The organism is Desulfoconvexum algidum (assembly GCF_055382125.1).
The window spans coordinates 3,163,888-3,188,102 of sequence record NZ_AP042394.1 but is presented as its reverse complement, the minus strand read 5'-3'; the positions used below and the strand labels follow the sequence as shown (position 1 = coordinate 3,188,102).

Annotated in this window: 21 protein-coding genes; 12 read left to right on the top strand and 9 right to left on the bottom strand. The window is 45.1% G+C overall.

Annotation, left to right across the window (positions count from 1 at the left end):
• Positions 1 to 149: 149 nt before the first annotated feature.
• Positions 150 to 1,883, top strand: a complete 1,734-nt coding sequence (locus tag ACZ45G_RS14760; protein WP_464179396.1) for a hypothetical protein — start codon at positions 150 to 152, stop codon at positions 1,881 to 1,883.
• 535 nt (positions 1,884 to 2,418) lie between these two features.
• Here ACZ45G_RS14760 and ACZ45G_RS14755 read toward each other — a convergent pair.
• Positions 2,419 to 2,871, bottom strand: a complete 453-nt coding sequence (locus ACZ45G_RS14755; RefSeq protein ID WP_464179958.1) for an amino acid ABC transporter permease — start codon at positions 2,869 to 2,871, stop codon at positions 2,419 to 2,421.
• Between the two features lie 372 nt (positions 2,872 to 3,243).
• Between ACZ45G_RS14755 and ACZ45G_RS14750 the strand changes: the two genes are divergently transcribed.
• From ACZ45G_RS14750 to ACZ45G_RS14730, 5 genes are all read left to right on the top strand, one after another.
• Positions 3,244 to 4,269: an amino acid ABC transporter substrate-binding protein gene (locus ACZ45G_RS14750; protein ID WP_464179394.1), complete on the top strand. Its 1,026-nt coding sequence runs from the start codon at positions 3,244 to 3,246 to the stop codon at positions 4,267 to 4,269.
• 108 nt (positions 4,270 to 4,377) lie between these two features.
• On the top strand, positions 4,378 to 5,565 hold the full coding sequence (locus ACZ45G_RS14745) for an amino acid ABC transporter permease (protein WP_464179392.1): 1,188 nt from the start codon (positions 4,378 to 4,380) through the stop codon (positions 5,563 to 5,565).
• The gene (locus tag ACZ45G_RS14740) at positions 5,562 to 6,662 is read left to right on the top strand and encodes an amino acid ABC transporter permease (protein ID WP_464179390.1); all 1,101 of its coding nucleotides are present in this window, start codon (positions 5,562 to 5,564) and stop codon (positions 6,660 to 6,662) included. The genes ACZ45G_RS14745 and ACZ45G_RS14740 overlap by 4 nt, the downstream gene beginning before the upstream one ends.
• A 111-nt stretch (positions 6,663 to 6,773) precedes the next feature.
• On the top strand, positions 6,774 to 7,691 hold the full coding sequence (gene cysK / locus ACZ45G_RS14735) for a cysteine synthase A (RefSeq protein ID WP_464179386.1): 918 nt from the start codon (positions 6,774 to 6,776) through the stop codon (positions 7,689 to 7,691).
• Between the two features lie 213 nt (positions 7,692 to 7,904).
• Positions 7,905 to 8,657 carry an amino acid ABC transporter ATP-binding protein gene (locus ACZ45G_RS14730; protein WP_464179384.1) on the top strand — a complete coding sequence of 251 codons (753 nt, stop codon included), beginning with the start codon at positions 7,905 to 7,907 and terminating at the stop codon, positions 8,655 to 8,657.
• Positions 8,658 to 8,940: 283 nt separating this feature from the next.
• Here ACZ45G_RS14730 and ACZ45G_RS14725 read toward each other — a convergent pair whose 3' ends face one another.
• Positions 8,941 to 9,897, bottom strand: a complete 957-nt coding sequence (locus ACZ45G_RS14725; RefSeq protein WP_464179382.1) for a PLP-dependent cysteine synthase family protein — start codon at positions 9,895 to 9,897, stop codon at positions 8,941 to 8,943.
• Positions 9,898 to 10,358: 461 nt separating this feature from the next.
• On the opposite strand from ACZ45G_RS14725, the gene ACZ45G_RS14720 reads away from it, so the two are divergent.
• The 4 genes from ACZ45G_RS14720 to ACZ45G_RS14705 all read left to right on the top strand — a co-directional run bounded on the left by ACZ45G_RS14720 (position 10,359) and on the right by ACZ45G_RS14705 (position 13,348).
• Positions 10,359 to 11,162 carry a FadR/GntR family transcriptional regulator gene (locus ACZ45G_RS14720; protein ID WP_464179380.1) on the top strand — a complete coding sequence of 268 codons (804 nt, stop codon included), beginning with the start codon at positions 10,359 to 10,361 and terminating at the stop codon, positions 11,160 to 11,162.
• 129 nt (positions 11,163 to 11,291) lie between these two features.
• Positions 11,292 to 12,326 carry an L-threonine 3-dehydrogenase gene (gene tdh, locus ACZ45G_RS14715; RefSeq protein WP_464179378.1) on the top strand — a complete coding sequence of 345 codons (1,035 nt, stop codon included), beginning with the start codon at positions 11,292 to 11,294 and terminating at the stop codon, positions 12,324 to 12,326.
• 45 nt (positions 12,327 to 12,371) lie between these two features.
• Positions 12,372 to 12,581, top strand: a complete 210-nt coding sequence (locus tag ACZ45G_RS14710) for a hypothetical protein (RefSeq protein WP_464179376.1) — start codon at positions 12,372 to 12,374, stop codon at positions 12,579 to 12,581.
• 77 nt (positions 12,582 to 12,658) lie between these two features.
• Positions 12,659 to 13,348 (top strand): aspartate/glutamate racemase family protein, encoded by a 690-nt coding sequence (locus tag ACZ45G_RS14705; protein WP_464179375.1) that lies wholly within the window; start codon positions 12,659 to 12,661, stop codon positions 13,346 to 13,348.
• 97 nt (positions 13,349 to 13,445) lie between these two features.
• Here the strand turns inward: ACZ45G_RS14705 and ACZ45G_RS14700 are convergent, their stop codons facing one another.
• From ACZ45G_RS14700 to ald, 4 genes are all read right to left on the bottom strand, one after another.
• A complete protein-coding gene (locus ACZ45G_RS14700) occupies positions 13,446 to 13,700 on the bottom strand; it encodes a heterodisulfide reductase-related iron-sulfur binding cluster (protein WP_464179374.1) in 255 nt (84 codons plus the stop codon).
• A gap of 81 nt (positions 13,701 to 13,781) precedes the next feature.
• Positions 13,782 to 14,114: an aminotransferase class I/II-fold pyridoxal phosphate-dependent enzyme gene (locus tag ACZ45G_RS14695; RefSeq protein WP_464179373.1), complete on the bottom strand. Its 333-nt coding sequence runs from the start codon at positions 14,112 to 14,114 to the stop codon at positions 13,782 to 13,784.
• A gap of 40 nt (positions 14,115 to 14,154) precedes the next feature.
• Positions 14,155 to 15,744 (bottom strand): sigma 54-interacting transcriptional regulator, encoded by a 1,590-nt coding sequence (locus ACZ45G_RS14690; RefSeq protein WP_464179372.1) that lies wholly within the window; start codon positions 15,742 to 15,744, stop codon positions 14,155 to 14,157.
• A 122-nt stretch (positions 15,745 to 15,866) separates the two neighbouring features.
• Positions 15,867 to 16,979, bottom strand: coding sequence for an alanine dehydrogenase (gene ald, locus ACZ45G_RS14685; protein WP_464179371.1), 1,113 nt, complete (start codon positions 16,977 to 16,979; stop codon positions 15,867 to 15,869).
• A gap of 178 nt (positions 16,980 to 17,157) precedes the next feature.
• Here ald and ACZ45G_RS14680 point away from each other — a divergent pair, with 178 nt between their 5' ends.
• Positions 17,158 to 17,319 carry a hypothetical protein gene (locus ACZ45G_RS14680; protein ID WP_464179369.1) on the top strand — a complete coding sequence of 54 codons (162 nt, stop codon included), beginning with the start codon at positions 17,158 to 17,160 and terminating at the stop codon, positions 17,317 to 17,319.
• Between the two features lie 178 nt (positions 17,320 to 17,497).
• Positions 17,498 to 18,412 carry a B12-binding domain-containing radical SAM protein gene (locus ACZ45G_RS14675; protein WP_464179368.1) on the top strand — a complete coding sequence of 305 codons (915 nt, stop codon included), beginning with the start codon at positions 17,498 to 17,500 and terminating at the stop codon, positions 18,410 to 18,412.
• On the opposite strand, the gene ACZ45G_RS14670 is transcribed toward ACZ45G_RS14675, so the two are convergent.
• The 3 genes from ACZ45G_RS14670 to ACZ45G_RS14660 are packed head-to-tail and all read right to left on the bottom strand — an operon-like array spanning position 18,409 to position 24,207.
• Positions 18,409 to 19,608, bottom strand: coding sequence for a multidrug effflux MFS transporter (locus ACZ45G_RS14670; RefSeq protein ID WP_464179367.1), 1,200 nt, complete (start codon positions 19,606 to 19,608; stop codon positions 18,409 to 18,411). The two genes, ACZ45G_RS14675 and ACZ45G_RS14670, sit on opposite strands and share 4 nt — an antisense overlap.
• Complete coding sequence (locus ACZ45G_RS14665) at positions 19,608 to 21,074, bottom strand: efflux transporter outer membrane subunit (protein WP_464179366.1); 1,467 nt, start codon at positions 21,072 to 21,074, stop codon at positions 19,608 to 19,610. The genes ACZ45G_RS14670 and ACZ45G_RS14665 overlap by 1 nt, the downstream gene beginning before the upstream one ends.
• Positions 21,067 to 24,207, bottom strand: coding sequence for an efflux RND transporter permease subunit (locus tag ACZ45G_RS14660; RefSeq protein ID WP_464179365.1), 3,141 nt, complete (start codon positions 24,205 to 24,207; stop codon positions 21,067 to 21,069). Before ACZ45G_RS14660 ends, ACZ45G_RS14665 begins: the two co-directional genes overlap by 8 nt.
• Between the last annotated feature and the right edge of the window lie 8 nt (positions 24,208 to 24,215).

The following is a 24,215-nucleotide window of genomic DNA, read 5'->3' as shown; positions in this document are numbered from 1 at the left end:
ATCCTTTGGAAAGACTGATAGCCTGGCACTTTCATCGTTTGTATAGGTACCACACTTGGTAACGATGATAGATCACTCTCGATTTTTTCAACTATGGGGTAAAGTGTTTTAATCGGATAATTGACAAATTGAAAGGAATTTGAAACGGCATGAAAATCAAATTTGAAGAAATCAGAAATGCAAGAAGAAAAAGCATCAAAAATACTACCTGCTGCTTTGAAAAAACATCTGAATTATACCAGGTGAGTGACCTGTCGATTAAGGGGTTTTCATTCTTATGTAGTAAAAAAGCCTGTTTTTTTGAAAAAGGTGTGACTTTGGAAAACATCACTTTTTTTGATGCCGAAAAATTAAAAATTATTGAAGGCTCCGGTAGGGTGGTTTATGTTAACGCGTTTGATCATGCCAAAATGCGTATTGGTGTCTCATTTATTAAAAATAAAGTTCTTCATTCTATTGTTGGCAGTGTCAGAGCCCCAAGATATTGCCCAAACATTCGTATGGACGCCACAATTGAATTTATTGATGGTAACAATAAAAAATTTAAAGGGTTTGTCGTCGACTATACGGCAGCATCCACCCGGCTTGGATTTACCGATATATTACCATCAAATGCTGAGCTTGGTGATTCAGTTAAAGTGTGCATAAAATCGAATGATACCCTATTTATTGAAGACCTTGCCATTATTATTCGAAAGAAATTTGATTGCTCCGAGATTATTCTTCAATTTTGCAATGAGTTCATTGACGTCCCGCAAATAGAAACGATTTCAGAGGCAGCAAAAAGTAAAAAAGAAAATCTGGCCTATTTAAATGAATTGAATGACTATAAAGATATTTCGAGTGAATTTAAAGCACTGGTCTGTGACTGGAGAATGTATTTTACCCGTTTAAAACAAGCGCTTGATAATGAAGATAAAAGGGGCCTTTATCGGAAAAAAGAGGAGCAGGAATTTTACCTTAAAGGATTCGAAAAAGACATCATTGAGCAGATCAACACCTTTATTGGGAAATTGAATATCCTGACGGACAAACTCAGCAAGAATGAAAGTTTGTCTTATAAAAAATACTTTAGAGAAAACCTGAACTTGTTTCTAAGAATTTCTCCTTTTGTTGCTGCCGTAATAGATAAAGACAGAGGATACGCTGGAAATTTTGAAATCATCAAACAACTATTCGACGATCCGTATGCGGGGGATTCTCTTTTTGCAAAGATGCTAAACCGATTTATCTTCAGTTTGGATGCTGTTACAGCACATCAGGACAGAATTAAATTCCTGTATGATATGCTTTGTACACTGCATGAAAAAAACGAAGAGGAATTTTCCTTTTTGGTATTGGGCTCCGGTCCTGGGGAGGAAATTCTCAGATTTGTGGAAAACAATGTCTTTACCATCGAAAAACCTGTGCATGCCGCCCTTTTGGATATGGATGCCTTCGCACTGATTGACTTTAAGGATCAAATCCAGTACCTGCAGGTCGATAATTTTAAAGTGGAACTGATTAATAAAAATCTTTTGAATATCCTTGCCAATAGGATAGAGGACCCTGTAAAAAGACAGTATTCCCTGACTTATTGTGCCGGGATGTTCGATTATTTTTCAGAAAAAATATGTAAACGCATCATCGACTATTTACTAAAACACACAAAACCCGGTGGCCAAGTCATCGTTACCAATGTTCACGAAAACAGTTACGCCCGTAGATTTATGGACTATGGAGGAGAATGGGAGTTAATCCTGAGGGACGAAGAAAAGATGATCAATATGGCCCCTTCCGGCTATCATTACGATCTTTTTTCTGATGAAAACAACGCAAATCTGTATCTGAAAATTAGTGTCCCCGATTCTGTTAAACAGCCTGCAACAATGACACCTTTATAAAATGAAGAAGACACCCAATTTTTCAGAAGGTACTGGGTGAAGTTGAGACCTGAAAACCGATGGAACAATGCATTCAGATAATCTTGATTTAATCCTAATTCGGCAGCAACCACTTTTCTATTGATTCCAAGCTGAAAGTGTTTGTTCACGTATGATTTTGCTTTTACGAAGGTTATATGGGACCCCTTTGACTGGCTTTGTTTTTTTATCATTTCATCCACATGCGTCCAAATCAACCTTGCGTATTGTTGCAGTAGGCGATCATTATTTGAAAATTCAACACATTGTTTAAAAAGTATATATAGTTCATTTCGCATATTGCGAATGGGCAACAGGAATCGATGTCTGTGACGGTGTAAATGATCATTGGTGAAAAAATCAATCAACTGATCGCTTAGTAGAATACCACATGTCTCATATGGCTTTCGATTGATGCTTTTTATAAAGGCCCCTGGTTTGATAACCATTGCATTTCCTTTAAGCAGTTCAAGGTTGATTAATTGGTTTTTTTGAATATCCATGGGCGAAAATCTTATTATCTTTGGGCGATTTTTCCGTGAACATGGAATACGCCCTCAAGATACCGGGAGAGAAGGGATACCGAGTAGGTCATTCTAAAATAGAGGATTCCCACCGCCAGGTAGATTTCAAAGGGCCGAAAGGTTCTGGCATATACTATTTGGCCGGATCGGGTCAATTCATTGATGGCAAGGACCGAGACCAGGGAGGTCTCTTTAAGTTGGGAGGAAAAAGAATTCATCAGGGGAGGAATGGCAACCTGGAGCGCCTGGGGAAGAATCACATGACGAAGGGTCTGGAATTTGGAAAGCACCAGAGAAACAGCTGCTTCCTGTTGTCCTTTTTCAACAGAATACAGGCTTCCGCGAATAATTTCAGAAATATAGGCGCCGCCGCACAAACCAATCCCCAGGCATGCGGTGACGTAATTGTCTATGGTGATGCCGATGGAAGGCAGGCCGTAATAGATAAAAAAAAGATTAAATTACCACCAAATGCATGATTTTGAGCTTGGCTGCAGTCTTTAAACTCCAGTTTTTTTAAAAATTAGGCGGAGGATTTACATTTTTATTGACAAGTTAATCTGTCATCTTTATGGTGTAGGATTTTGAATATGCTGGATTAACAAATTTTTCCAATGGATTCATGAAAATAGAAGTACTTGTCATCTTTTTGTTACTCTTTGAAAGGGGCAAGGCGTATTAATTCTTTCTGGTGGTCAGTGCTCGGGTCTTATCCTTTATTTGATATACCCGAATTTCATGGGCCATTAGACGTATGATATTAAAGTGGTTTCAATTTTTTTAAACATGGTGTTGCCAACACCCCCTGAGGAGGAGAGATGACTGTGAAAGCGTTTCGTATTTCGGCAATGATGATTGCTCTTTTGATCTTTACCGTTCAAATTTCTGTTGCAGGACAGACGTTGGAGCAAGTTAAGAAAGATGGTTTTATTTCCGTTGGCGTCAGCGAGGGACTGGCAGGATTTGCCATGCCTGACAAAAAAGGTATGTGGCGGGGTCTGGATGTGGATACGGCCCGGGCTATTTCCAGTGCGGTTTTCGGGTCCCCGGATAAAATTGAATTCAAACCCTTGACAGCAACCGCCCGCTTTACCGCTCTCCAGTCCGGTGAGGTGGATGTACTTTGCCGAAACGTTACCACTACAGCCAGCCGGGACACCGCATTAGGCCTAAATTTTGCCCATCCCAACTTCTATGACGGTCAAGCATTCATGGTACCCAAAAACCTAGGAATTAAAAGTACTCTGGAATTGGATGGCGCATCGATTTGTGTGCTGCCCGGTTCCACCACTGAGCTTAACCTGGCCGACTATTTTAAAAAAAATAAAATAACTTACAAGCCCGTTGTGATCCGCAACCAGGCAGCGGTCCAGGAGGCCTTCTATGGCGGCAGGTGCGATTGCATCACCTCTGATTCATCCCAATTGGCAGGCATGCGAGTGGTGGCTCCCAATCCAGAGAACTACATGATTCTTCCTGAAATTATCTCCAAAGAGCCCCTGGCCCCAACCGTTCGCCATGGCGATGACCAATGGTTTGACATCGTTAACTGGTCGGTGATCGCGCTGATCAATGCTGAAGAATTGGGTATTACTTCCAAAAACGTTGATGAGATGCTGAAAAGTGACAATCCCCAAATCAAGCGTTTCCTGAATGTACCTGAAGGCGTTGCCAAAGCACTGGGCCTGGAACGTAATTTTGCATATAACATCATCAAGCATGTGGGCAATTACGGTGAAATTTTTGAAAGAAACGTTGGGGTCAACACCTCTCTAAATCTCAAAAGAGGAAAAAATGCGCTGTGGACTGACGGCGGATTGATGTACGGACCTCCTATTAGATAATGGCATTCCGGCTGGACACCTGCAACGGGTGTTCAGCCTGACATGTCAAAGTACCATGGCCAATCTGATCGCTTTTTTCATTAAATAATTCAAATCCAGGCAAACCATATGGGGCAGAAGAAAACCCGTTCCGATTTTCAGAGTGAAATTTTTTTTTGGTATGATCCTGCCAAACGCATGATTCTTTATCAGGCCATAACCGTTATGGCTGTATTCATGCTTGGATATGTCATTGTGTCCAACACCCATGCCAACCTGCAGAAGCAATCCATGGTAACCGGGTTTGGTTTTCTTTTCGACACTGCCAGCTTTGATATCAGTGAGTCATTAATTGATTACACGTCGGCAGACAATTATCTTAGAGCGTTTGTCGTGGGAATCCTTAATACCTTGAAGGTTGGTCTGGTAGGGATTGTTCTGGCGGTCTCGCTGGGGATAATTATAGGCATCGCACGGCTTTCTGATAACTGGCTAATAGCCAAATTATCTGCGTTCTATATTGAGGTAATGCAGAACATCCCGACCTTGCTTCAGTTGTTTTTTTGGTATGCTATTTTTTATCAAAATCTGCCGTCCCCCCGCCAGGCCCTTTCAATCTTTCCGGGAACCTATTTATGCAGCCGAGGGCTGATGGTGCCGACGCCTGAGCCTCATATTGCCCACACGTATATGTTGATTGCTTTGCTGGCCGGTCTGGCCATGTCCTGGGGCCTCATCAGATGGGCCAAAGACAGACAGTCGAATACCGGTAAGGTCTTCCCGGTGGTCCCCACCTGTCTGGCCATCACCATCGGCTTGCCCTTTTTGGTCTGGTTGGCAGGGGGGACCCCCCACGGCTTTGACGTACCGGTCTTTAAAGGGTTTAATTTCCAGGGCGGCATAACCATCTCTCCTGAATTTATTGCGCTGTTGCTGGGTCTGGTACTGTACACCGGGGCCTTTATTGCAGAAATCGTCCGTGCCGGAATAGAAGCCACCAGCAAAGGACAGAAAGAAGCTGCCGAAGCACTTGGTTTTAAATCAAGCCTGACCTTACGTTTGATTGTACTCCCCCAGGCATTGCGTATTATCATCCCCCCCCTGATCAGCCAGATGCTGAACCTGATTAAAAACAGTTCCCTGGCAGTGGGTATAGGGTATCCGGATTTTTTTGCCCTGACCAACACAGCCATTAATCAGACAGGGCAAGCCGTTGAAGGCGTCGTCATTATCATGGTGGTCTATTTGAGCTTCAGTTTGACCGGATCAACAATAATGAATTGGTATAATAAAAAAGCACAGTTGGTTGAACGATGATAAACCCGGACCTGACTAAAATAGAACAAATCGAATCCTTAAAACCACCGGTATCAAATATTGGGATTATCGGATGGGTGAAAAAAAATCTGTTTAACGGTATATTTAATTCAATCCTTACCATTACCGTTCTTTTCACCTTGTGGAAAATCCTTCCTTCATTCATCCAGTGGGCATTTATTGACAGCGTCTGGTTCACCGGGCCCGAAGCTTGTAAAGCTGGTAATGGGGCTTGCTGGTCCATTGTCACCGAAAACATACGATTTATCCTGTTTGGTTTTTACCCCTATGAATTGCAATGGCGCCCAGGGACAGCGATAGCTATTTTCCTCATTCTTATCGCTTTTACCTGGAACCGGAAAAATTGGAAAAAACCGTTGGGCTATGCCTGGATTTTTGGCGGAATAAGCATTTTGGTGTTGATGAATGGTGGCGTTCCAGGCCTGGTCCCTGTTAAGATAAGCAAATGGGGAGGATTGCCCCTCACCTTTTTTCTTGCAGCCGGGTCTATTGTGGGGGCCTACCCGATTGGTGTATTGCTGGCCTTGGGCCGCCGCTCCAAGATGCCGATCATTCGGGTGTTGTCTACTATCTATATCGAGTTTATTCGTGGCGTGCCCCTCATTACCCTTTTATTTATGTCTGCCATGATGTTTCCTTTGTTTATGCCGGAGGGCGTCACAATCAGCGCCGTTATCAGGGCTCTACTCGCCCTGATCATGTTCACTTCAGCCTACATTGCAGAGGTGGTGCGCGGGGGGCTCCAGGGAATGTCCAATGGTCAATACGAGGCAGCCTATTCCATGGGCTTGAATTATTACCAAACCATGCGTCTGATTATTCTGCCCCAAGCGCTGAAAATCGTAATACCTCCCACGGTGAGCATTTTGGTTGTGGCGTTTAAAGACACATCGCTTCTGGTGATCATCGCCCTTTATGATTTACTCAAAACCACTGAATCTGTATTGGCCAATCCCGATTGGATGGCCTACAGTAAAGAGGCCTATGTCTTTTTATCCCTCATTTATTTTGTAGCCTGCTTTGCCATGACCGAGTACAGCCGCAAACTTGCAAGAGAACTTGGCTCGGGCAAGTAAGGGTCATGGAAAAAATAAATATTACCACGACCCTAATCCGGAAAAAAACATCGTGACTTGTATGGTGATAACAACCCCATGTCCAAACCCTGCATAAAAGGAAAGACAATAATGCGCTATTCCAATTCAATGTTAGATCTTATAGGTAATACGCCTCTGGTGAGATTAAATAATTTATCAGAGAATGCCACTCTGCTTGCCAAATGTGAATTCATGAATCCATTTAGCGTGAAAGATCGGCCCATGTTCAACATTATCGATCGGGCAGAGAAGACCGGAAAAATCAAACCCGGGGATACCCTGATTGAAACAACCAGCGGTAATACCGGTATGGCATTGGCCTATATCGCTGCGCTCAAAGGATATAAAGTCATTCTTTGCATGTCATCCATACAAAGTGTTGAACGGCGCATGGTAATGAAAGCCCTTGGTGCTGAACTTGAGTTAACCGACGCATCCCTTGGAACCAAGGGCGCTAAAAAAAGAATGTATGAAATCATAAAAGAACATCCTGAATATTTTTATGTGGGTCAACACGTTAATATGGATAACCCTGGTGCCCATTACAAAACCACAGGTCCGGAATTGTGGAGAGATACGGAAGGGACCATTGATATTTTAGTTGCAGGGCTCGGGACCGGTGGTACAATCTGCGGTGCTGGAAAATACCTTAAAGAGCAAAACCCGGATATCCGGCTTGTGGCCATTGAGCCGGAGAGTTCCCCATTCATTTCCAAAGGGATTTTTACCGCCCACCGCATGATGGGGACTGCACCAGGATTTGTTCCTGATACTCTGGATAGAGATATCATTGATGACATCATGCTGGTCAAGGAAGAGGATGCCTTTGCCATGTGCCGGAAACTGGCACGAGAACAAGGCATACTTGTGGGTATTACCTCCGGCGCTGTCGCATGTATTCTTCAAAAAATCGGTGAGAAACCTGAAAATACTAGAAAAACCATAGTTGGTATTTTTGCGGATTCAGGAGAACGGTATTTGAGTGTCGAGGGGTTATTTGATTCGTGAAAAATTTTTATCCCCCTGGGACTCAACTATGTACAGTTCATGAGATTCATCATTCTTCACAGAAATGTACTTATTTGTCGCTTTGAGGTACTTTTTAGGATGTTTCTTTATGTTTAATTTTTCAAAGAAACTTGAAGGTGAACTGGACACAGACAATTACAGTTGACCTCTGTCCCACTGATTCGGCAAACAAACGTCAAACCAAGGAAAAAAATGAATGATATAAAAGACAATAACACCATTATCCAGATCAAGGGCCTTAATAAATGGTATGGTGATTTCCATGTGTTGAAAAACATCAACCTGGAAGTGAAAAAAAAGGAAAAAATTGTTATCTGCGGACCGTCCGGGTCAGGAAAATCCACATTGATCCGGTGCATAAACCGTCTGGAAGAACATCAGGAAGGCAAAATTATAGTAGACGGCATCGAACTGACCAACAATCTTAAAAATATTGAAAAAATAAGAACAGAAGTGGGCATGGTTTTTCAGCATTTCAACCTTTTCCCCCATTTGACCATCCTGGAAAATCTAGTTCTCGCGCCGTTATGGGTTAGAAAGACCCCGAGAAAAGAGGCCGAAGAAATTGCCATGTTCTACCTTGAAAAGGTTAAGATTGCCGAACAGGCCAACAAATTTCCGGGCCAGCTTTCAGGGGGGCAGCAACAGCGGGTGGCCATTGCCAGAAGCCTGTGCATGAAACCCAAAGTCATGCTCTTTGACGAACCCACCTCGGCCCTGGATCCGGAAATGGTAAAAGAGGTGCTTGATGTCATGGTTGAACTCAGTGACGAGGGCATGACTATGATCGTGGTTTCCCATGAAATGGGTTTTGCCAAAACCGTTGCCCAACGGGTGATGCTCATGGACGCCGGAATGATAGTGGAAGAAAACAATCCTATTGATTTTTTTGAAAACCCTGAGCATGAAAGAACCAAATGCTTCCTCAGCCAGATCCTTCATTGACCTTGGTTTTCATTTCTTGATTGAGCGTGCTCTGGTTGGGGAAAATGAATTTTCCTCTTGCCAAGTATTCAAAAAAAATCGCAACCCCTTGTAATATTAATTATCATTACAAGGGGTTATACTCATGTCACGATCATTCGAACCGAATCAAAAGAAACTTCATTAATATAAGGGGTCTTAAAACTTACTCAGAAAATCCATTTTTTCGCCAAAACCCTTGTCAAGTAAAAAATGACATCTGGTACATTTTTTTTGCTGAATAGTTATTTAAATGTTTATGTTTTTATAAAGCCTTTTCAACATCCTCTACTTTAAATAATCCTTCAGTAGACAAATAGCGCTCACCGGAATCATAAATAAAGCAAACGATTGTTTTGTTTTCAAATTCTTTTCGTTTACCTACTTCACCTGCCACCCATGCGGCCGCACCAGATGTGACACCTGCCAGTACTCCCTCCCGTTTGGCAAGCAGCCGGGTGGTTTCAAAAGCATCTTCATTGGACACATGGACTATTTCGTCAAGATGTTCACGGGAACGTTGGAAGTTTTCAGTAACAAAACCGGGACCGATGCCGATGAGGCGATGCACACCCTGTTTTCCACCCGCATATACCGGACTGTCCGAAGGTTCGAATCCAATAATACGAATGTCCTTGTTTTTATTTTTAAAGTACCTGGACAGCCCGTCAAATGTTCCGCTTGTTCCCAAGCCGATTATGACAGCGGCCAAGTCTCCTTTTGTCTGCTCCCAAATTTCAGGTCCGGTTGAATATTCATGAGCCCGACCATTATTTTCATTACCATGCTGGTTTAAAAAAAAAGTCTTCTCGGGATTAGCCTTGCAATATTCAATGGCACGGTTTCTTGCGCCCCTGGTATGTTCGACGGCAGGTGTTAATACAAGTTTGGCTCCATAGGCCGACATAATTTTTAACCGCTCAACACTGCATGCCTCGCTCATATAAATTCTGGCCCTGAAACCCATAGTTATCGCCGCACGGGCAAGTGCTATACCGGTATTGCCACTGCTTGCTTCAACCACTTCAGTGTCTTTTGTTATATTACCTTCTTCCATGGCAGATTTGACCATGAAAAACACACCCCGATCCTTTATGGATGTCGGGTTGTTCAATTCCATTTTGGATAGAATCCTTCCCCTGACTTCTGCAGGGTAAAGGCGTGAAAGTTCCAGCATGGGCGTTTTGCCTATCAGTTCATTGATATCCTTAGCAATAAACATTTTTTTTAACTCCTTATTTGAAAACTATTTAATTAAAATGATTTAAGATTTTTAATGAGGATTCTGTGGATTCTCTTCATTTTTTGCGGAAGGATCAGGTAAGATCGACATTCATCTCTCTTGCCAAATTATTGATTATATAAACAATAGAATTATCAAGTAAAAAAACTTTTGAAATTTTTTTCATGCCAGTCTCCCGAATAAACCATAATTGTTACCGTAGTAACATTATTAATGTAATTTAAAATTTAATTGTTTGTCAAGTTTTCAATTTTCTTTATTACCGTAACTTGACCCGACCTGGAACAGCCATTTGTTGTGCCTGTTTCAGGTCGGGGGGAATATTTCAGCTTTTTGATTCTTTTTTCTATTTTGGTTGACAAAAAGTATGTAACTACCTATCAATATGGTCAGACCAACTTACCGCACAAGTCGGGAATTTATAATGAGGAATTATAAAAATGACTTTAAAAATTAGAGCAATCCAGACAAAAAGCATTCCTGAAATAATTATTCAGGAGCTAAAAAAATTGGTGGATAAAGGGGAACTCGCCCCCGGTGATAAACTGCCTAATGAAAGGGAGCTCTCCAAAATGTTAAACGTTAGTCGTCCTTCTTTGAGAGAGGCATTGATGGCTCTGAATTTGCTAGGCATTTTGGAAAATAAACGAGGGAAAGGCACTTTCTTAAAAGATTCATCCCTTCGTTGGCCCACTGAGCCTTTCTTTGCCTCTTCTTTAAAAGCGGAAAATTTTTTACATATGCTTGAAGCCAGACAAATTTTAGAGGTTGAAATAGCAGGTTTTGCTTCGGAACGTAGTAGTAGAGAAGACATTATTGATCTGGAAAAAATTTTGGAAAATATGCGTAGTAATTTAGATGATCCAAAGAAATATATCGAATATGAGTTACAATTTCATAAAGCCGTTACAAAAGCGGCCAAAAATTCGACTATCGATAGCATAATGGAAAAGATTTACCAGCAACTTCAAGATGCAAGAAGCTATGTTCAAGAATACTATTCTAAAAACAAATTAAATATAGAACCCTCCAAGGCTAGCCAATATAAATTTTATCCCTGGACTCCATCCAGTCCTGCCTCTCTTGAACAAGACTTGCTGGGCCATGAGTTAATTTTTAAATATATTAAAGAGAATGATTCCGAGTTGGCAAAAAAGGCAATGTCGGACCACATGCAGGTAAAATATCATTTTATAAACACCCAAGAAGTCAACAATAATTCTCTAAAAAGGAGCTCCGTATGAAATCACACGTCGCGAAAACAAATGCTGAAACAATCAGAGAACCGGGATAAGGTTATTGTTTGTATTTTTGCCGACACTGGACAACGTTATCTTTCTGTTGACAAATTATTTAGTTAAAGGCCATATACCATGAAAACAATGAAGGCAATTGTAAAAGCAAAGCCTGAACAAGGCTTATGGCTTCAGGATGTGCCAATTCCCAATATAAGTCACAACGAAGTCTTAATAAAAATCCAGAAAACGGCCATTTGCGGAACGGATGTCCATATTTACAACTGGGATACCTGGTCACAGAAGACCATCCCTGTGCCCATGCATGTGGGCCATGAGTTTGTGGGCACCATAGCCGAAATAGGTTCCCATGTCACCGATTTCAAGCCCGGGGACCTGGTCTCTGGAGAAGGCCATATTGTCTGCGGACACTGTCGCAACTGTCTGGCCGGCCGTCGCCATCTTTGCAAAGACACCAAGGGGGTTGGCGTGAACCGACCCGGTGCCTTTGCTCAATACCTGTCCATTCCCGTGACCAATGTCTGGTACTGCGATCCATCCATCCCCCAGGATGTTTTGGCCTGTTTTGACCCCCTGGGCAATGCCACCCATACGGCACTTTCCTTTGACCTGCTGGGAGAAGATGTGCTCATCACAGGCGCAGGTCCCATCGGCTGCATGGCTGCAGCCATTGCCCGTCATGCCGGTGCCCGCCACGTGGTGGTCACCGATGTCAATCCCTATCGTCTGGAACTGGCTAAAAACGCCGGGGCAACCCTGGCTGTGGATGTGTCAAAGGACAACCTGAAAAATACCCAGAAACAGCTGGGTATGAAGGAAGGCTTTGACGTGGCCATGGAGATGTCAGGGAATCCTGCTGCCCTCAATGATATCCTGGACAACATGTGCCACGGCGGCAAGATCGCCATGCTGGGCATCATGGCGGACCATACAAGAATTGACTGGAACAAGGTTGTCTTTAATATGCTCACCATCAAGGGTATTTACGGCAGGGAGATGTATGAAACCTGGTACAAGATGACCACCATGATCCAGAGCGGCCTGGACATAAGCCCCCTGATAACACACCATTTTCATTATACTGATTTTCAAAAAGGGTTTGATGCCATGCGGTCTGGAAATTCCGGGAAGGTTGTTCTGGATTGGGCATAAATTAAATAGATTGGACAAAAAATATTTGTAAGAGGAAAAAATATTATGTCATTAGATAAACTTAACAGCAGCCTGATTCAGGAGATTGACGGGCTGAAAAAAGAGGGGCGTGCAAAAATTGCCGAACGGGTCATTACCAAATATATCCCTCCCAAAGGGGAATTTGGCCCTCGGTATCGGTTGCGAGGCAGCGACAATGAGTTTATCCGCCTGAATTCCAACTGCGGATATCGACCGGGTGCTGGGGCTGCTTGAAAAATTTTAACCGGGATTCATTTAGAATAAATGAGTCATATTTTTTATTTAATTGTGATTAACAAGGAAGAACTCTCATGAAAACAATTGGTTTGCTCGGCGGAATGAGTTGGGAAAGCACCTCTTTATATTATCGGTGTATAAATCAAGAGGTGAAAAAAAAATTAGGAGGCCTCCATTCTGCTAAAATTGTCATGGTCAGCGTTGATTTCTATGAAATTGAAAAGTATTTGAAAAATGAACAATGGGATTTGCTAGAACAAGTATTGGGCAGCGCCGCGAAACAAATAGAAACAGCTGGTGCTGATTTTATGCTTATTTGTACAAATACGATTCATAAATTGGCCACACAGATTAAAAATCATATTTCAATTCCCCTGTTACATATTGCAGATGCGACAGCTGAATCTGTAAAGAAAAAAAATATGAAGTCCATCGGACTTTTAGGGACTCGATTTACAATGGAAGAAGATTTTTATAAGGGTCGTCTTGAGGCTCACGGGATTAATGTAATTGTTCCGTCAAAAGCGGATCGTGACCTGGTTGACCGGATCATCTTCAAGGAACTGTGTCTTGGGATTGTTCGAGAAGAATCAAGGCAGCAATACCTGCGCATAATGGACCAAATGTACCAGGATGGTGCCCAGGGAATTATTGAAGGTTGCACTGAAATCGTCATGTTGGTGAATCAACAGCATACCAGTATCCCCTTATTTGATACAACTGAGATTCATGGGAAAAAAGCAGTATCTCTCGCCCTTGGCTAATGGTTCCTTTAATCGTTTTCGACCGCAACCGCTTTTTTGATCCCTCTGTCTTTCATGGTGATGACGTTGCCGTTGATAAATGCGCGTGTTGTTTCCATTATTCTCCATAGGTCCTTGCAACAAGTTCGATGGGATGAATGGATTCAATCTGCGCATTATCTGCACCCAGTCTGTCATTTATTTGAACCAGGCAGCCGGGGCAGGGGGCAGCCACTATCTGTGCCCCTGAATTTACAATATCCATCGCTTTCTGATCGCCTAGGTTTTTGGACAACTCCTGGTTGTTTAAGGCGCACAGACCGCCGCACAGCAGTTTTCCATGCCGTCCAGGGATAAACCGGTCTTCAAACAAAGCCGGAACCGGGCAGATCTGGCCCCTTGCAAGTGTGATATGGGCCAGGTAGTCCGGGAACCGCCTGGTTCCAGAAGGGTTCTAAAGGGTTCTAAAGGCCGCAGTAAGACCGTCCATAGCACCGTGGGTCATCAGGATGGATGAGACGGGGACCGAGGATTTTATTTCCCGGGAAAGATGCACGGATAATTTTTCCAGCAACTCGGGATCTCCCTGGGACTGGGTATAGTGGGTATGTCCGTTCTGGACGTCTTCAAAGGTTTTGGCAATGATACCCGAGGGGGTATCAAAATCGGGTTCGCCGATCCCAAGGCTGATCACATCGGTTAATCCCTTGGCCATTGCACCCATTTCCCGGATAACACTAAATCTGAGATCTTTGATATCGGCGGATATTTTATTTTTAATCGTCATGGCAGGCCTTATAGATACCTCACGCGTTAAGGAATAAACATCAGGTTGTGACGCGGGTGACATTTTTTATGTTGTATTTTTTCATTTTATTGATCAAAGCTGGGTGTGATAGTTTTAACAGCCTGGCACTTTTGCGTATGGTTTTGGCAGTTTTCAAGGTATTGACAATGATTCTTTTTTCAAGATCTGCCACCTGGTCTTTAAGAGATAATTGATGGGTGGTGGAAACATCGGATAGGGGCAGGGTGCCATGAACCATTTCATGGCTGAATAAAATAGTGTCAATGTCTATGGCATCATCTTCACATAAAATCGCAGCACGGTCCACAACGTTTTTAAGCTCCCTGATATTGCCAGGCCAGTGATGGGTTTTAAGCTTGTCATAGGCCCTCTGGGTTAACACAGGCATTTTTTCTTCAAGCTTGCGGGTCAGGTCAAATAAAAAATGGTCCACCAGCAGGGGGATATCATCCAGCCGCTGGCTTAGGGGAGGAATATGGATGGGCAGGACACTGACCCGATAATACAAATCTTTACGAAAGGTCTTTTCTTCCACCTGCTGCTCAAGATTTTTATTGGTAGCTGTGATGATCCTTGTATTGACGGGGATTTCCTTTGTACCCCCAATTCTTCTGACAGCACCTTCCTGGATCAACCGCAATAGTTTGGCCTGGGATGCCAGGGACATTTCCGCAATTTCATCTAAAAAAATTGTGCCGTCCTTGGCAGTTTCAAACAGACCGGCCTTGCCCTGGCTTTTTCCACCCGTGAAAGCGCCGCCCATATATCCGAACAGCTCGCTTTCCAGCAGGGGATCTGGCAGGGCGGCACAATTGATGGGGACAAATCGGCCGGTCCTTTTACTTGCCATGTGAATGGCCCTGGCAAACAATTCTTTTCCCGTGCCACTGGCACCCCGAAGGGCCACTGGCGAATCTGTGGTGGCAATTTTCTGGGCAAAGGCAATGGCCGCCTTTATGGTGGGATTTTTTCCAATAATGTCGCTGAAACTGATAAGCGCAGGATCTGAAAAGGTCTGGGCCATTTCTCTGATTTCCTGCATGTCTTTTGCTATTTCAACGGCACCGACAATCAGGCCTGAACTGTCCCGGATGGATCTGCAGGTTGAAATATACTGATACCGGCCCTGGCTTGTGATCAGGTTTTGTTTAACATTTTTCAGACTTTTTCCTTCAAGGCATTCCAGGATGGCATACTGCGGCAGATCAATGCTCCTGATATTCTTGCCGATGATTTCATCCGGGGTGCAATTGTATACCTGTCCGGCCACACGGTTGATGGTGGTGACCTTTCCTTCCCGGTCTGTGGAAATGACGCCGTCGCTGATATTGTCCAGCACAACCCTGAATCGGTCTTCGCGTTCCTCCTGGGGAAGGGTGTCGATAAAATTTATTTCCTGCAGGCCTTGGGTGGCTTTAAGATGGATCACGACCGCATCAATGTTATCGGGTAAAAAGCTAGCTTCAATTTCCATGTAAACAACGGCTTTATTATCTTTGCGGACCACTTCCATGAAAATAATATTGAGACTGGAGTCTGCAACGGTTTTAGAAATATCTGCAACAATGCCCACACGGTCTTTGTAACTGAGCTTGATTTTTACATTCATTGGGGTCTCCTGTGAAAAATAACCACAAACGGTAATATTATTTACCGTTTGTGGTTATGAATCGCAAGTATTCCCTATGAAAGAATATTTTTTTTTCATTGGGATCCCCATTAAGAAACGTTTTAAATCAGTTGTTCAATGGGGGTGTAGGGCATATCAAATGCCGCTGCCACACTTTTGTATGTTATCTTGCCTTTGATGACATTGGCGCCCCGTTTGATTTCTTTGTTTTCCTGCATGGCTCGTTTCCAGCCTTTGTTGGCAATTTCAATGGCATAGGGAAGGGTTGCATTGGTCAGTGCTGTGGTGGATGTTCTGGCCACGGCACCGGGCATGTTGGCCACACAATAATGAACGACACCCTCTACTTCAAAGGTGGGGTCTGCATGGGTGGTTGCTTTGGACGTTTCAAAACAGCCCCCCTGGTCAATGGCAACGTCAACAATGACAGATCCTTTTTTCATGGTTTTGAGCATCCCACGGGTGAGCAGTTTGGGGGCTTTTGTGCCGGCAACCAAAACTGCACCGATAACCGCATCTGCCTTGGTAACCAGTTCCGCAAGGATGCCGGCGTTGGACATGATCGGAAAGCAGTTGGCAGGCATGACATCATCCAGATAGCTTAATCTTTCCAGGTTGGTATCCAGGATATACACCTTTGCCCCCAGTCCACAGGCCATTTTGGCTGCATTTATACCGACCACACCGCCGCCGATGACCACCACTGTGGCAGGTTCCACACCGGTAACCCCGCCCAGAAGGATGCCAAGCCCGCCCTGGGGCATTTCAAGATACTTGGCAGCTTCCTGGGCGGCCATGCGACCGGCCACCTCGCTCATGGGAACCAGAAGGGGAAGGGAGCCATTGTCTCGTTCAATGGTTTCATAGGCAATGTCAATGGAATTGCTTTTTATAAGGGCCCGGGTCTGCTGTTCGTCTGCTGCCAAATGCAGATAGGTGAACAGGATTTGATCTTCGCGGATCATGTCATATTCGCAAGGTTGAGGTTCTTTAACATGCATGACCATGTCGCATTCTGCGTAAATCTGTGCAGGGGTTTCAAAGATGACAGCACCGGCTGTAACATAGTCTTCATCGGGGAACCCGGCGCCCAGGCCTGCATCTTTTTCAACCCTTACATCGTGACCGTGTTGTCTCATGGCGACAACACCGGCAGGTGTCATGCAAACTCTATTTTCCAATACCTTTATTTCTTTTAAAATGCCAACAATCATCGGAGGAGCTCCTTGTGTGTGTTTTTAAATTTTAAAGTAGATACCCTTAAATCAGGATATCATTGTTACAGATCCATGGTTCTCCCTATCCTTTAGCAAATGTCTTGCCAGTGATTATTTTTTTTTAAAATATTGGGTTCACCGGGTGGTTGATGGGACCTGGGGACAGCTGTTTGTAATGGTTTTAAAAAAAAGCGGTGTTTTTAAAAAAAGTATTCCAGGGCAAGGGGAAGAACAATTGAGTGGTAACAAAAATTACCAGAATCTCCCTGGGTTTTGGCAAGGACTACAGGGAGAAGGGGTTAACAATATTAGAGCTAAAATTACCATTGGTAATTAAACTGACCATTAGAAATTAGCCGGTTTTTACAAAAATTTCATTTGCGCAATGAAATCGGACCATGATAAAAAGTACTAAAGGACAAAAATCCTTTAAATACTGGGGAATTTAAATATACTGCAGCAGATTTATAAGTGATATTGGACCCCTCAACACCGCAAAGAGAGTAGATAACCATATGAATTATGATCTTGGAAATTTAGTTGAACCCATATTCAGACCCCCATCAGAATGGGATTCCCTATTGATTGGCGTTACAACCGGTTGCACCCATCGGTGTACCTTTTGCTCGATGTATCTGACAAAAAAGTTTTCTGTGCGTAAAGATATTGAAGAAATCAAGACCGATATTCGCAAAGCCGGTGAAATGTTTGGTAATAAAGTAAAAAAAATATTCTTTGAAGATGGCAATGCCTTTGTTGTAAAACCCGAGGTCCTCATTGAATTAACCCAATATTGTTATCAAAAACATCCCAATTTAAAAAAAGTTAGTTCCTATGCCCATGCCCAAGATATCCTCAAAAAATCCGATGATGATTTAAAACGGATTGCAGATGCCGGTTTTACAATGGTGTATGTGGGGATTGAAAGTGGAGATGACCAGGTTCTCAAAGCGTGTAACAAAGGGGTTACCCAGGATGAATTAGCCCTTGCCGCCCAAAAATGCCATAGGGCAGGCATTGCCTGGTCTGGAATCTTGCTTTTAGGGCTGACAGGGAACGATTCACAAAAAAGCCAGCAGCATGCAATGGAATCTGCAAAATTGATAAACCGTATGGCTCCCACCATGCCAAGGAAATGGTATATTTCACCGCTCACACTGGAGGTGACGCCAGGGTCTGAAATCTGGGCCCAAAAAGAAGCAAACAAGTTTGTGCCATGCTCAGCGACTCAAATTTTAGAAGAATTATACACCTTGATAGACCATACGGCAGATGATCTTCAGGGGTGTATATTCAACACCAACCATGCCTCCAATTATCTGAGCTTAAAGGGAGAACTGGCAACAGACAAAAAAAAGTTCCTGAAGATAGTTACAGACGGTATTAATGACCCAAATACGCGAAGACCCGAATACATGCGGGGGCTCTAGGTAGGGGTTGAAATTTTATCCTTTTGATGGCTGATTGCCCGGATGACCGCCAGTGTTAACAAGCTTGTTGATAAGGCCGTAAGGCCTATTGTCATTATTTTCCATTCTCCGCACAGGGAGATGAGTCCCATGGCCAGGGCTCCGAAAATAAAGTTGGCAAACATCATCAGCGAAGAGGCGGATCCGATATCCTCGTTCACTGTTTCCAGGATCATGTTCACACACAGGGGGCGGGTCAGGCCAAAACCAAAGGATATACAGCACATGGGAAGGGTAAAGGACAATACCTGTGAATGGGGCATCAGTATCAGCAGCACCCCTCCGACCACCATACCGCTGAATCCAAACCCGATCAACACCATGTCATTGACCCGCATGACAAGCTTCATACACAAAAAGGATCCTGCCATCAACGACAGGGCATTGATGCCAAAATACAGTCCAAAGGCCTGTTCTGACACCTGGAATCCTAGAATATAAATTTCCGACGAGGCTGCGATAAAGGCAAAAAAAGGACACATGGAAACGGCAAACACCATGGTAAGCGTTAAAAATCGATGATTTTTGAACAGGGATACATAGGGCCCGGCCATTTGAGTCAGGGGAATATGCCGCAAGTTGGTATTGGTTTCGGGTATCTTGAGAACACCTGCAAAAGAAACCAGGGCAACCCCTGCCTGGAGGAAAAAAATAAGGTGCCAGTTGCCAACAAGCATGGCCCACCCCCCAAATGTGGGACCGATCATGGGTGCCAGGGCAACGATAATGCCGATGATGGCCAATATTTTATGGCGCTCAGGTCCTGTATAGTAATCCTTGGTAATGGAGAGCCCCAGGGCTGAAGGAGCAGCAGCCCCTATCCCCTGAAGTATTCTGGAATAGATCAGGGCCTGTACAGATCCTGCTGCGGCGCATAAAAGGCTGCCCAGTATGAACAAAAGCAGTCCGGCCAGCAGGGGAACTCTCCTGCCGAACCGGTCTGAAAGCGGGCCGTACACTAGCAAGGCCGGGCTGTAACTCAAAAGAAAACAGACCAGGGTCAGGTTTACGGTTTTTAGATCCACCGACCATAATTTACCCAGATAGGGAATGGCGGGCAGGTACATATCCGTGGACAGGGGCGGAAAGGCAGCCAGCAATGCCAGCAGGGGGATTAAAAACCAGATTTGGCCGGCAGCAGACACTTTCGATCCCATTATAGTTGACCTCCGCCAAGCACTTTGTACAGGCTGACAAGGTTACTCAAATAAGCCTGCTTGACCGTTACCGCATTCTGCTGGGCAGAAAAAAGAGATCTCTGGGAATCCAGGACCGTCAAAAAATTATCAATACCGTCTTGATATCTTGCATTGGATAATTCATAGGCCCTTTGACTGGCGTCTACTAATGCATTCTGAGCGGCCAGCTGGTATTGAAAGGTTCCCCTGGCCGCCAATTGGTCTGCCACCTCTCTAAAGGCTGTCTGAAGGGCGGCTTCATATTCTGCAATAGCCATTTTTTCACCGGCCAGGGCCGTATCCAGGCTGGCATTGAGGCCGTCCCGATTGAAAATAGGGATGGAGACAGAAGGGGCGAAACTCCATGCAAAGGCAGCACCTGAGGACAACAAAGAGGACAGGCTGTCACTGGCAAGTCCAAAGGAACCCGTAAGGCTTATGGAGGGATACAGTGCTGCCCGGGCAGCTCCGATATCTGCATTCGCAGCTTTCAGGCGGTGCTCAGCCCCTTTTATGTCGGGCCTTGCCAGCAAAATAGTGGAGGGCAGCCCTGTGGGAATGTGGTCCATAAATTGAACCGTGTCGATGGTCTCGGCGTTATCCAGAAGGTCCTCCACACCAGCTCCTGCCAGCAGGACAATGGCGTTTTTTGCCTGGGCCGTCAAACGGGTATATTGGGCAATGGAAACCCTGGCACGTTCAACCGAAGTCGCTGACTGGGCCAGGTCAAGCTGGGTGGCTGAACCCACCTCGTATTGTAACTGGACCACAGCAAATGTAGCTTGTTGGGCCACAAGGGTATCCTTGGCCAGCACCAGCAACTTTTTATATGCCAGATAAGCCATATAGGCGTCCGAGGTCTGGGCGATCAATGCAATGCGGGTATTTAACGCTGCTTCTTCGGTTGCCAGATAGGTTTCAAGGGCCGCTTGATTCAGGCTTTTGACTCTGCCAAAAAAATCCAGTTCATAAGCGGTCATTGCAAGATTGGCACTTAAGACGGAACTTGTGGTAGAACTTCCTGTGGAACTGATATCTTCAGGTACGCCGGATCTTGTGGCAGACCCAGTGCCTGCAATGGTGGGCAGGCTGTCCGACCGCTGTATTCTGTAGGCTGCTCTTGCCTGCTCAATGGTGAGCACAGCCATTCTCAGGTTCCGGTTATTTTCCAGGGTTCTTTGGATAAGGGCCTTCAGGGGTGCTGATTTAAAATAATCTTTCCATGCGATATCCGATACCATGGGGTCTGGAACTGTGGCGTCCGGCACCGTGGCCGTTTGCGTTTGTTCATTGACCTGGGTTTCCGGGTAAGCATTGCCCGAAGGCCAGGTGGTCGTAACAGGCAGTTCCGGCCGCTGGTATTCCGGGATCATGCTGCAGCCAGTCATGGAAACCAGCGCAATTACCACAAGCGTCAGGGCAATTGTCAGTGTTCTATTATACATATTTAACCTCATTTCGGGCCATTTTGGCCTTTTTCCTCTTTTCCGTCCATTGTTCAATAAGAATGAAGAACAGGGGAACATAGCCGATGGCAAGGGTGGTTGCCGCAACCATTCCGCCGATGACCCCGATGCCGATGGCGTTCTGGCTGGCAGACCCGGCACCGGTGGCAAGAGCTAGAGGGGTAACCCCCAGGATGAATGCCAGGGATGTCATGAGGATCGGGCGAAGTCTTTGTTCTGCTGCCGACATGGCAGCATCAACAATATCATGCCCTTTTTCATGGAGATCCTTTGCAAATTCAACAATTAAAATGGCATTTTTCGATGCCAGACCGATGGTGGTGAGCAACCCGATTTGAAAATACACGTCATTGGTGAGGCCAGCCATGCTTGTGGCAACAACAGACCCCACAATCCCCAGGGGAACAATGAGCAAGACCGAGAAGGGAATGGACCAGCTTTCATACAACGCCGCCAGACACAAGAACACAAACAAAAGGGATACCAAATAGAGAAGACTTGTCTGGGAGCCGGCCATTCTTTCTTCATAGGAGATTCCCGTCCATTCAAGCCCGATACCCTTGGGCAGCTTTGTTGCAAGGGTCTGGATGATGTTCATGGCATCTCCGGAGCTGACCCCTGGTGCCGGGGCACCCAGAATTTCCATGGAAGAGACACCGTTGTATCGCTCAAGTTTGGGAGATCCATAGGTCCAATGCCCCTTGGCAAAGGAGGAGAAGGGAACCATTTCGTTTGTTTTGTTACGAACATACCATCGGTCTATATCTTCAGGATGCATCCTGAAGGGCGCTTCCCCCTGCATATACACTTTTTTCACCCGACCCTTGTCCATGAAATCATTCACATAGGTGGATCCCCATGCAGCGGCCAGGGTGTTGGTGATGTCTGAGGTGGAAAGCCCAAGGGCTTCTGCTTTTTCGTAATCGATTTCCAGTTTATACTGGGGCACGTCTGCCAAACCGTTTGGCCTAATACCCACAAAACTTGGGTCCTGTGATGCCATGCCCAGCATCATATTTTTTGCGTTGACCAGGCTTTCATGGCCAAGTCCGGCCTGATCCAAAAGCATGAAATTAAAACCGGTTGCATTCCCAAGCTCGGTGATCGGCGGGGGAATGAAAGCAAACACAGAGGCGTCTTTGATAGTGTATAACCTGCCCATGGCTCTTCGGGCAATGGCAGCCGAACTTTGCTCCGGCCTGTCTCGAAGCTCCCAGTCCTTGAGATTGATAAAGCCCATCCCCACATTTTGTCCCTGTCCGGCAAAACTGAAACCTGTCACAGTGAAGATGCTTTCCACATTTTCGGCCTCCTGGTTCATGAAATAGGTCTCCACTTTTTTTACACTCCCCCGGGTCCGCTCAAGTGTGGCGCCGGGAGGGGCGGAAACCATCATCATCATCATTCCCTGATCTTCATCGGGTAAAAAGGAGGTGGGCAGCATTTGGAAATAATAGACCAGCCCCCCTAAAATGAAACAATAAATGATGAGGAACCGGATGGATCTTGCCGCAACATATCCAACCCCTCGCTTGTATGCGAGTCTTCCGGCATAAAAATTTCTGTTAAACCAGCCAAAAAACCCTTTTCTGCCCTCTTTGTGGGCTGCATCTATGGGTTTGAGCAGGGTGGAACAAAGGGCTGGTGTCAAAATCAGGGCCACCAGAACGGACAGGGCCATGGCCGATACAATGGTTAGGGAAAACTGGCGGTAGATCGCGCCTGTGGAACCGCTGAAAAAGGCCATGGGAATAAATACCGCGGAAAGGACCAGGGCGATACCCACCAGGGCACCGGTGATCTGCTCCATGGACTCTTTGGTGGCTTCTTTAGGAGACAGCCCTTTTTCGGCCATGAGCCGCTCAACATTTTCCACCACAACAATGGCATCATCCACTAAAAGTCCTATGGCAAGCACCATGGCAAACATGGTCAGCACATTGATGGTAAACCCGAAGGCAGATAAAACGCCAAAGGTGCCCAGCAGAACCACGGGTACGGCAATGGTTGGAATCAGGGTTGCCCTGAAATTCTGAAGGAAGATATACATGACAAAAAATACCAGGAGGATGGCTTCGAAAAGGGTTTTTACCACCTCCTCAATGGAAATCTTGACAAAGGGGGTGGTATCATAGGGATACACAATGGTAAGCCCCTCGGGCATAAAGGCGGCAAGTTCTGTTAATTTTGCCTTAACCCGCTTGCCTGTATCAAGAGCATTGGCACCTGTGGCCAGACTTACAGCCATACCCGAGGCTTCTTTCCCATTGTACCGGGCCACGGTATCATAGGATTGAGCACCCAGCTCGACCTTTGCAACCTCTTTGAGCCGGACCTGGGAACCGTCGGGATTCACCTTTATCAAAATTTCTTCAAAATCGGCAACCGTCTGCAGCTTGGATTGGGCCGAAATGGTGGCGTTTAATTGTTGTCCCTTCACTGCCGGGGCCCCGCCCAACTGGCCCGGGGTGATATCCGAGTTGCGTGCCTGGATGGCTGATTTTACGTCCGAGGGCATTAGCTGGTAGGAGTGCAATTGTTCCGGGTTAAGCCAAATACGCATGGAATGCGGCTGTCCGAATACGGTCAAATTCCCCACACCTTGAACCCGGCTGACCGAATCGGCAAGATTGGACTTGATATAGTCTCCAATGTCATGCTCATCCATGCTGCCGTCCGCAGAATACAGGCCTACAATCAACAAATAACTCTTGGTGGCCTTGGTCACGGTTACCCCCTGGGACTGAACTTCCTGGGGCAAAAGGCTTGTGATTGATTGCACCTTGTTTTGAACCTGAACCTGGGCGATATCCGGATCCGCTTCCGGTTCAAAGGTCAGGGTGATTGTCAATTGACCGCTGCCATCACTGGACGAGGAAAAATACCTTAGATTATCAATTCCTGTCAGGTTCTGTTCAATGACCTGGGTCACAGAGTTTTCCAGAATTTTAGCGGATGCACCTGGATAGGCCGTGGTGACACTAATGCTGGGCGGGGCAATTTTCGGGTATTGTTCTATGGGCAGGGTCATTACGGCAAAAAGCCCTGCCAGCATGATAACAATGGCGATCACCCAGGCAAATATGGGTCGTTCTATAAAAAATTTCGACATTCTTTTTT

Bases quoted from the DNA above. Each gene is read 5' to 3' on its own strand.
- ACZ45G_RS14725 (WP_464179382.1), bottom strand. From the start codon at position 9,897: ATGTTTATTGCTAAGGATATCAATGAACTGATAGGCAAAACGCCCATG.
- ACZ45G_RS14675 (WP_464179368.1), top strand. From the start codon at position 17,498: ATGAATTATGATCTTGGAAATTTAGTTGAACCCATATTCAGACCCCCA.
- tdh (WP_464179378.1), top strand. From the start codon at position 11,292: ATGAAAACAATGAAGGCAATTGTAAAAGCAAAGCCTGAACAAGGCTTA.
- ACZ45G_RS14745 (WP_464179392.1), top strand. From the start codon at position 4,378: ATGGGGCAGAAGAAAACCCGTTCCGATTTTCAGAGTGAAATTTTTTTT.
- cysK (WP_464179386.1), top strand. From the start codon at position 6,774: ATGCGCTATTCCAATTCAATGTTAGATCTTATAGGTAATACGCCTCTG.
- ald (WP_464179371.1), bottom strand. From the start codon at position 16,979: ATGATTGTTGGCATTTTAAAAGAAATAAAGGTATTGGAAAATAGAGTT.
- ACZ45G_RS14695 (WP_464179373.1), bottom strand. From the start codon at position 14,114: ATGACGATTAAAAATAAAATATCCGCCGATATCAAAGATCTCAGATTT.
- ACZ45G_RS14730 (WP_464179384.1), top strand. From the start codon at position 7,905: ATGAATGATATAAAAGACAATAACACCATTATCCAGATCAAGGGCCTT.
- ACZ45G_RS14705 (WP_464179375.1), top strand. From the start codon at position 12,659: ATGAAAACAATTGGTTTGCTCGGCGGAATGAGTTGGGAAAGCACCTCT.
- ACZ45G_RS14670 (WP_464179367.1), bottom strand. From the start codon at position 19,608: ATGGGATCGAAAGTGTCTGCTGCCGGCCAAATCTGGTTTTTAATCCCC.
- ACZ45G_RS14660 (WP_464179365.1), bottom strand. From the start codon at position 24,207: ATGTCGAAATTTTTTATAGAACGACCCATATTTGCCTGGGTGATCGCC.
- ACZ45G_RS14720 (WP_464179380.1), top strand. From the start codon at position 10,359: ATGACTTTAAAAATTAGAGCAATCCAGACAAAAAGCATTCCTGAAATA.
- ACZ45G_RS14740 (WP_464179390.1), top strand. From the start codon at position 5,562: ATGATAAACCCGGACCTGACTAAAATAGAACAAATCGAATCCTTAAAA.
- ACZ45G_RS14690 (WP_464179372.1), bottom strand. From the start codon at position 15,744: ATGAATGTAAAAATCAAGCTCAGTTACAAAGACCGTGTGGGCATTGTT.
- ACZ45G_RS14760 (WP_464179396.1), top strand. From the start codon at position 150: ATGAAAATCAAATTTGAAGAAATCAGAAATGCAAGAAGAAAAAGCATC.
- ACZ45G_RS14750 (WP_464179394.1), top strand. From the start codon at position 3,244: ATGACTGTGAAAGCGTTTCGTATTTCGGCAATGATGATTGCTCTTTTG.
- ACZ45G_RS14680 (WP_464179369.1), top strand. From the start codon at position 17,158: ATGGTTTTAAAAAAAAGCGGTGTTTTTAAAAAAAGTATTCCAGGGCAA.
- ACZ45G_RS14710 (WP_464179376.1), top strand. From the start codon at position 12,372: ATGTCATTAGATAAACTTAACAGCAGCCTGATTCAGGAGATTGACGGG.
- ACZ45G_RS14665 (WP_464179366.1), bottom strand. From the start codon at position 21,074: ATGTATAATAGAACACTGACAATTGCCCTGACGCTTGTGGTAATTGCG.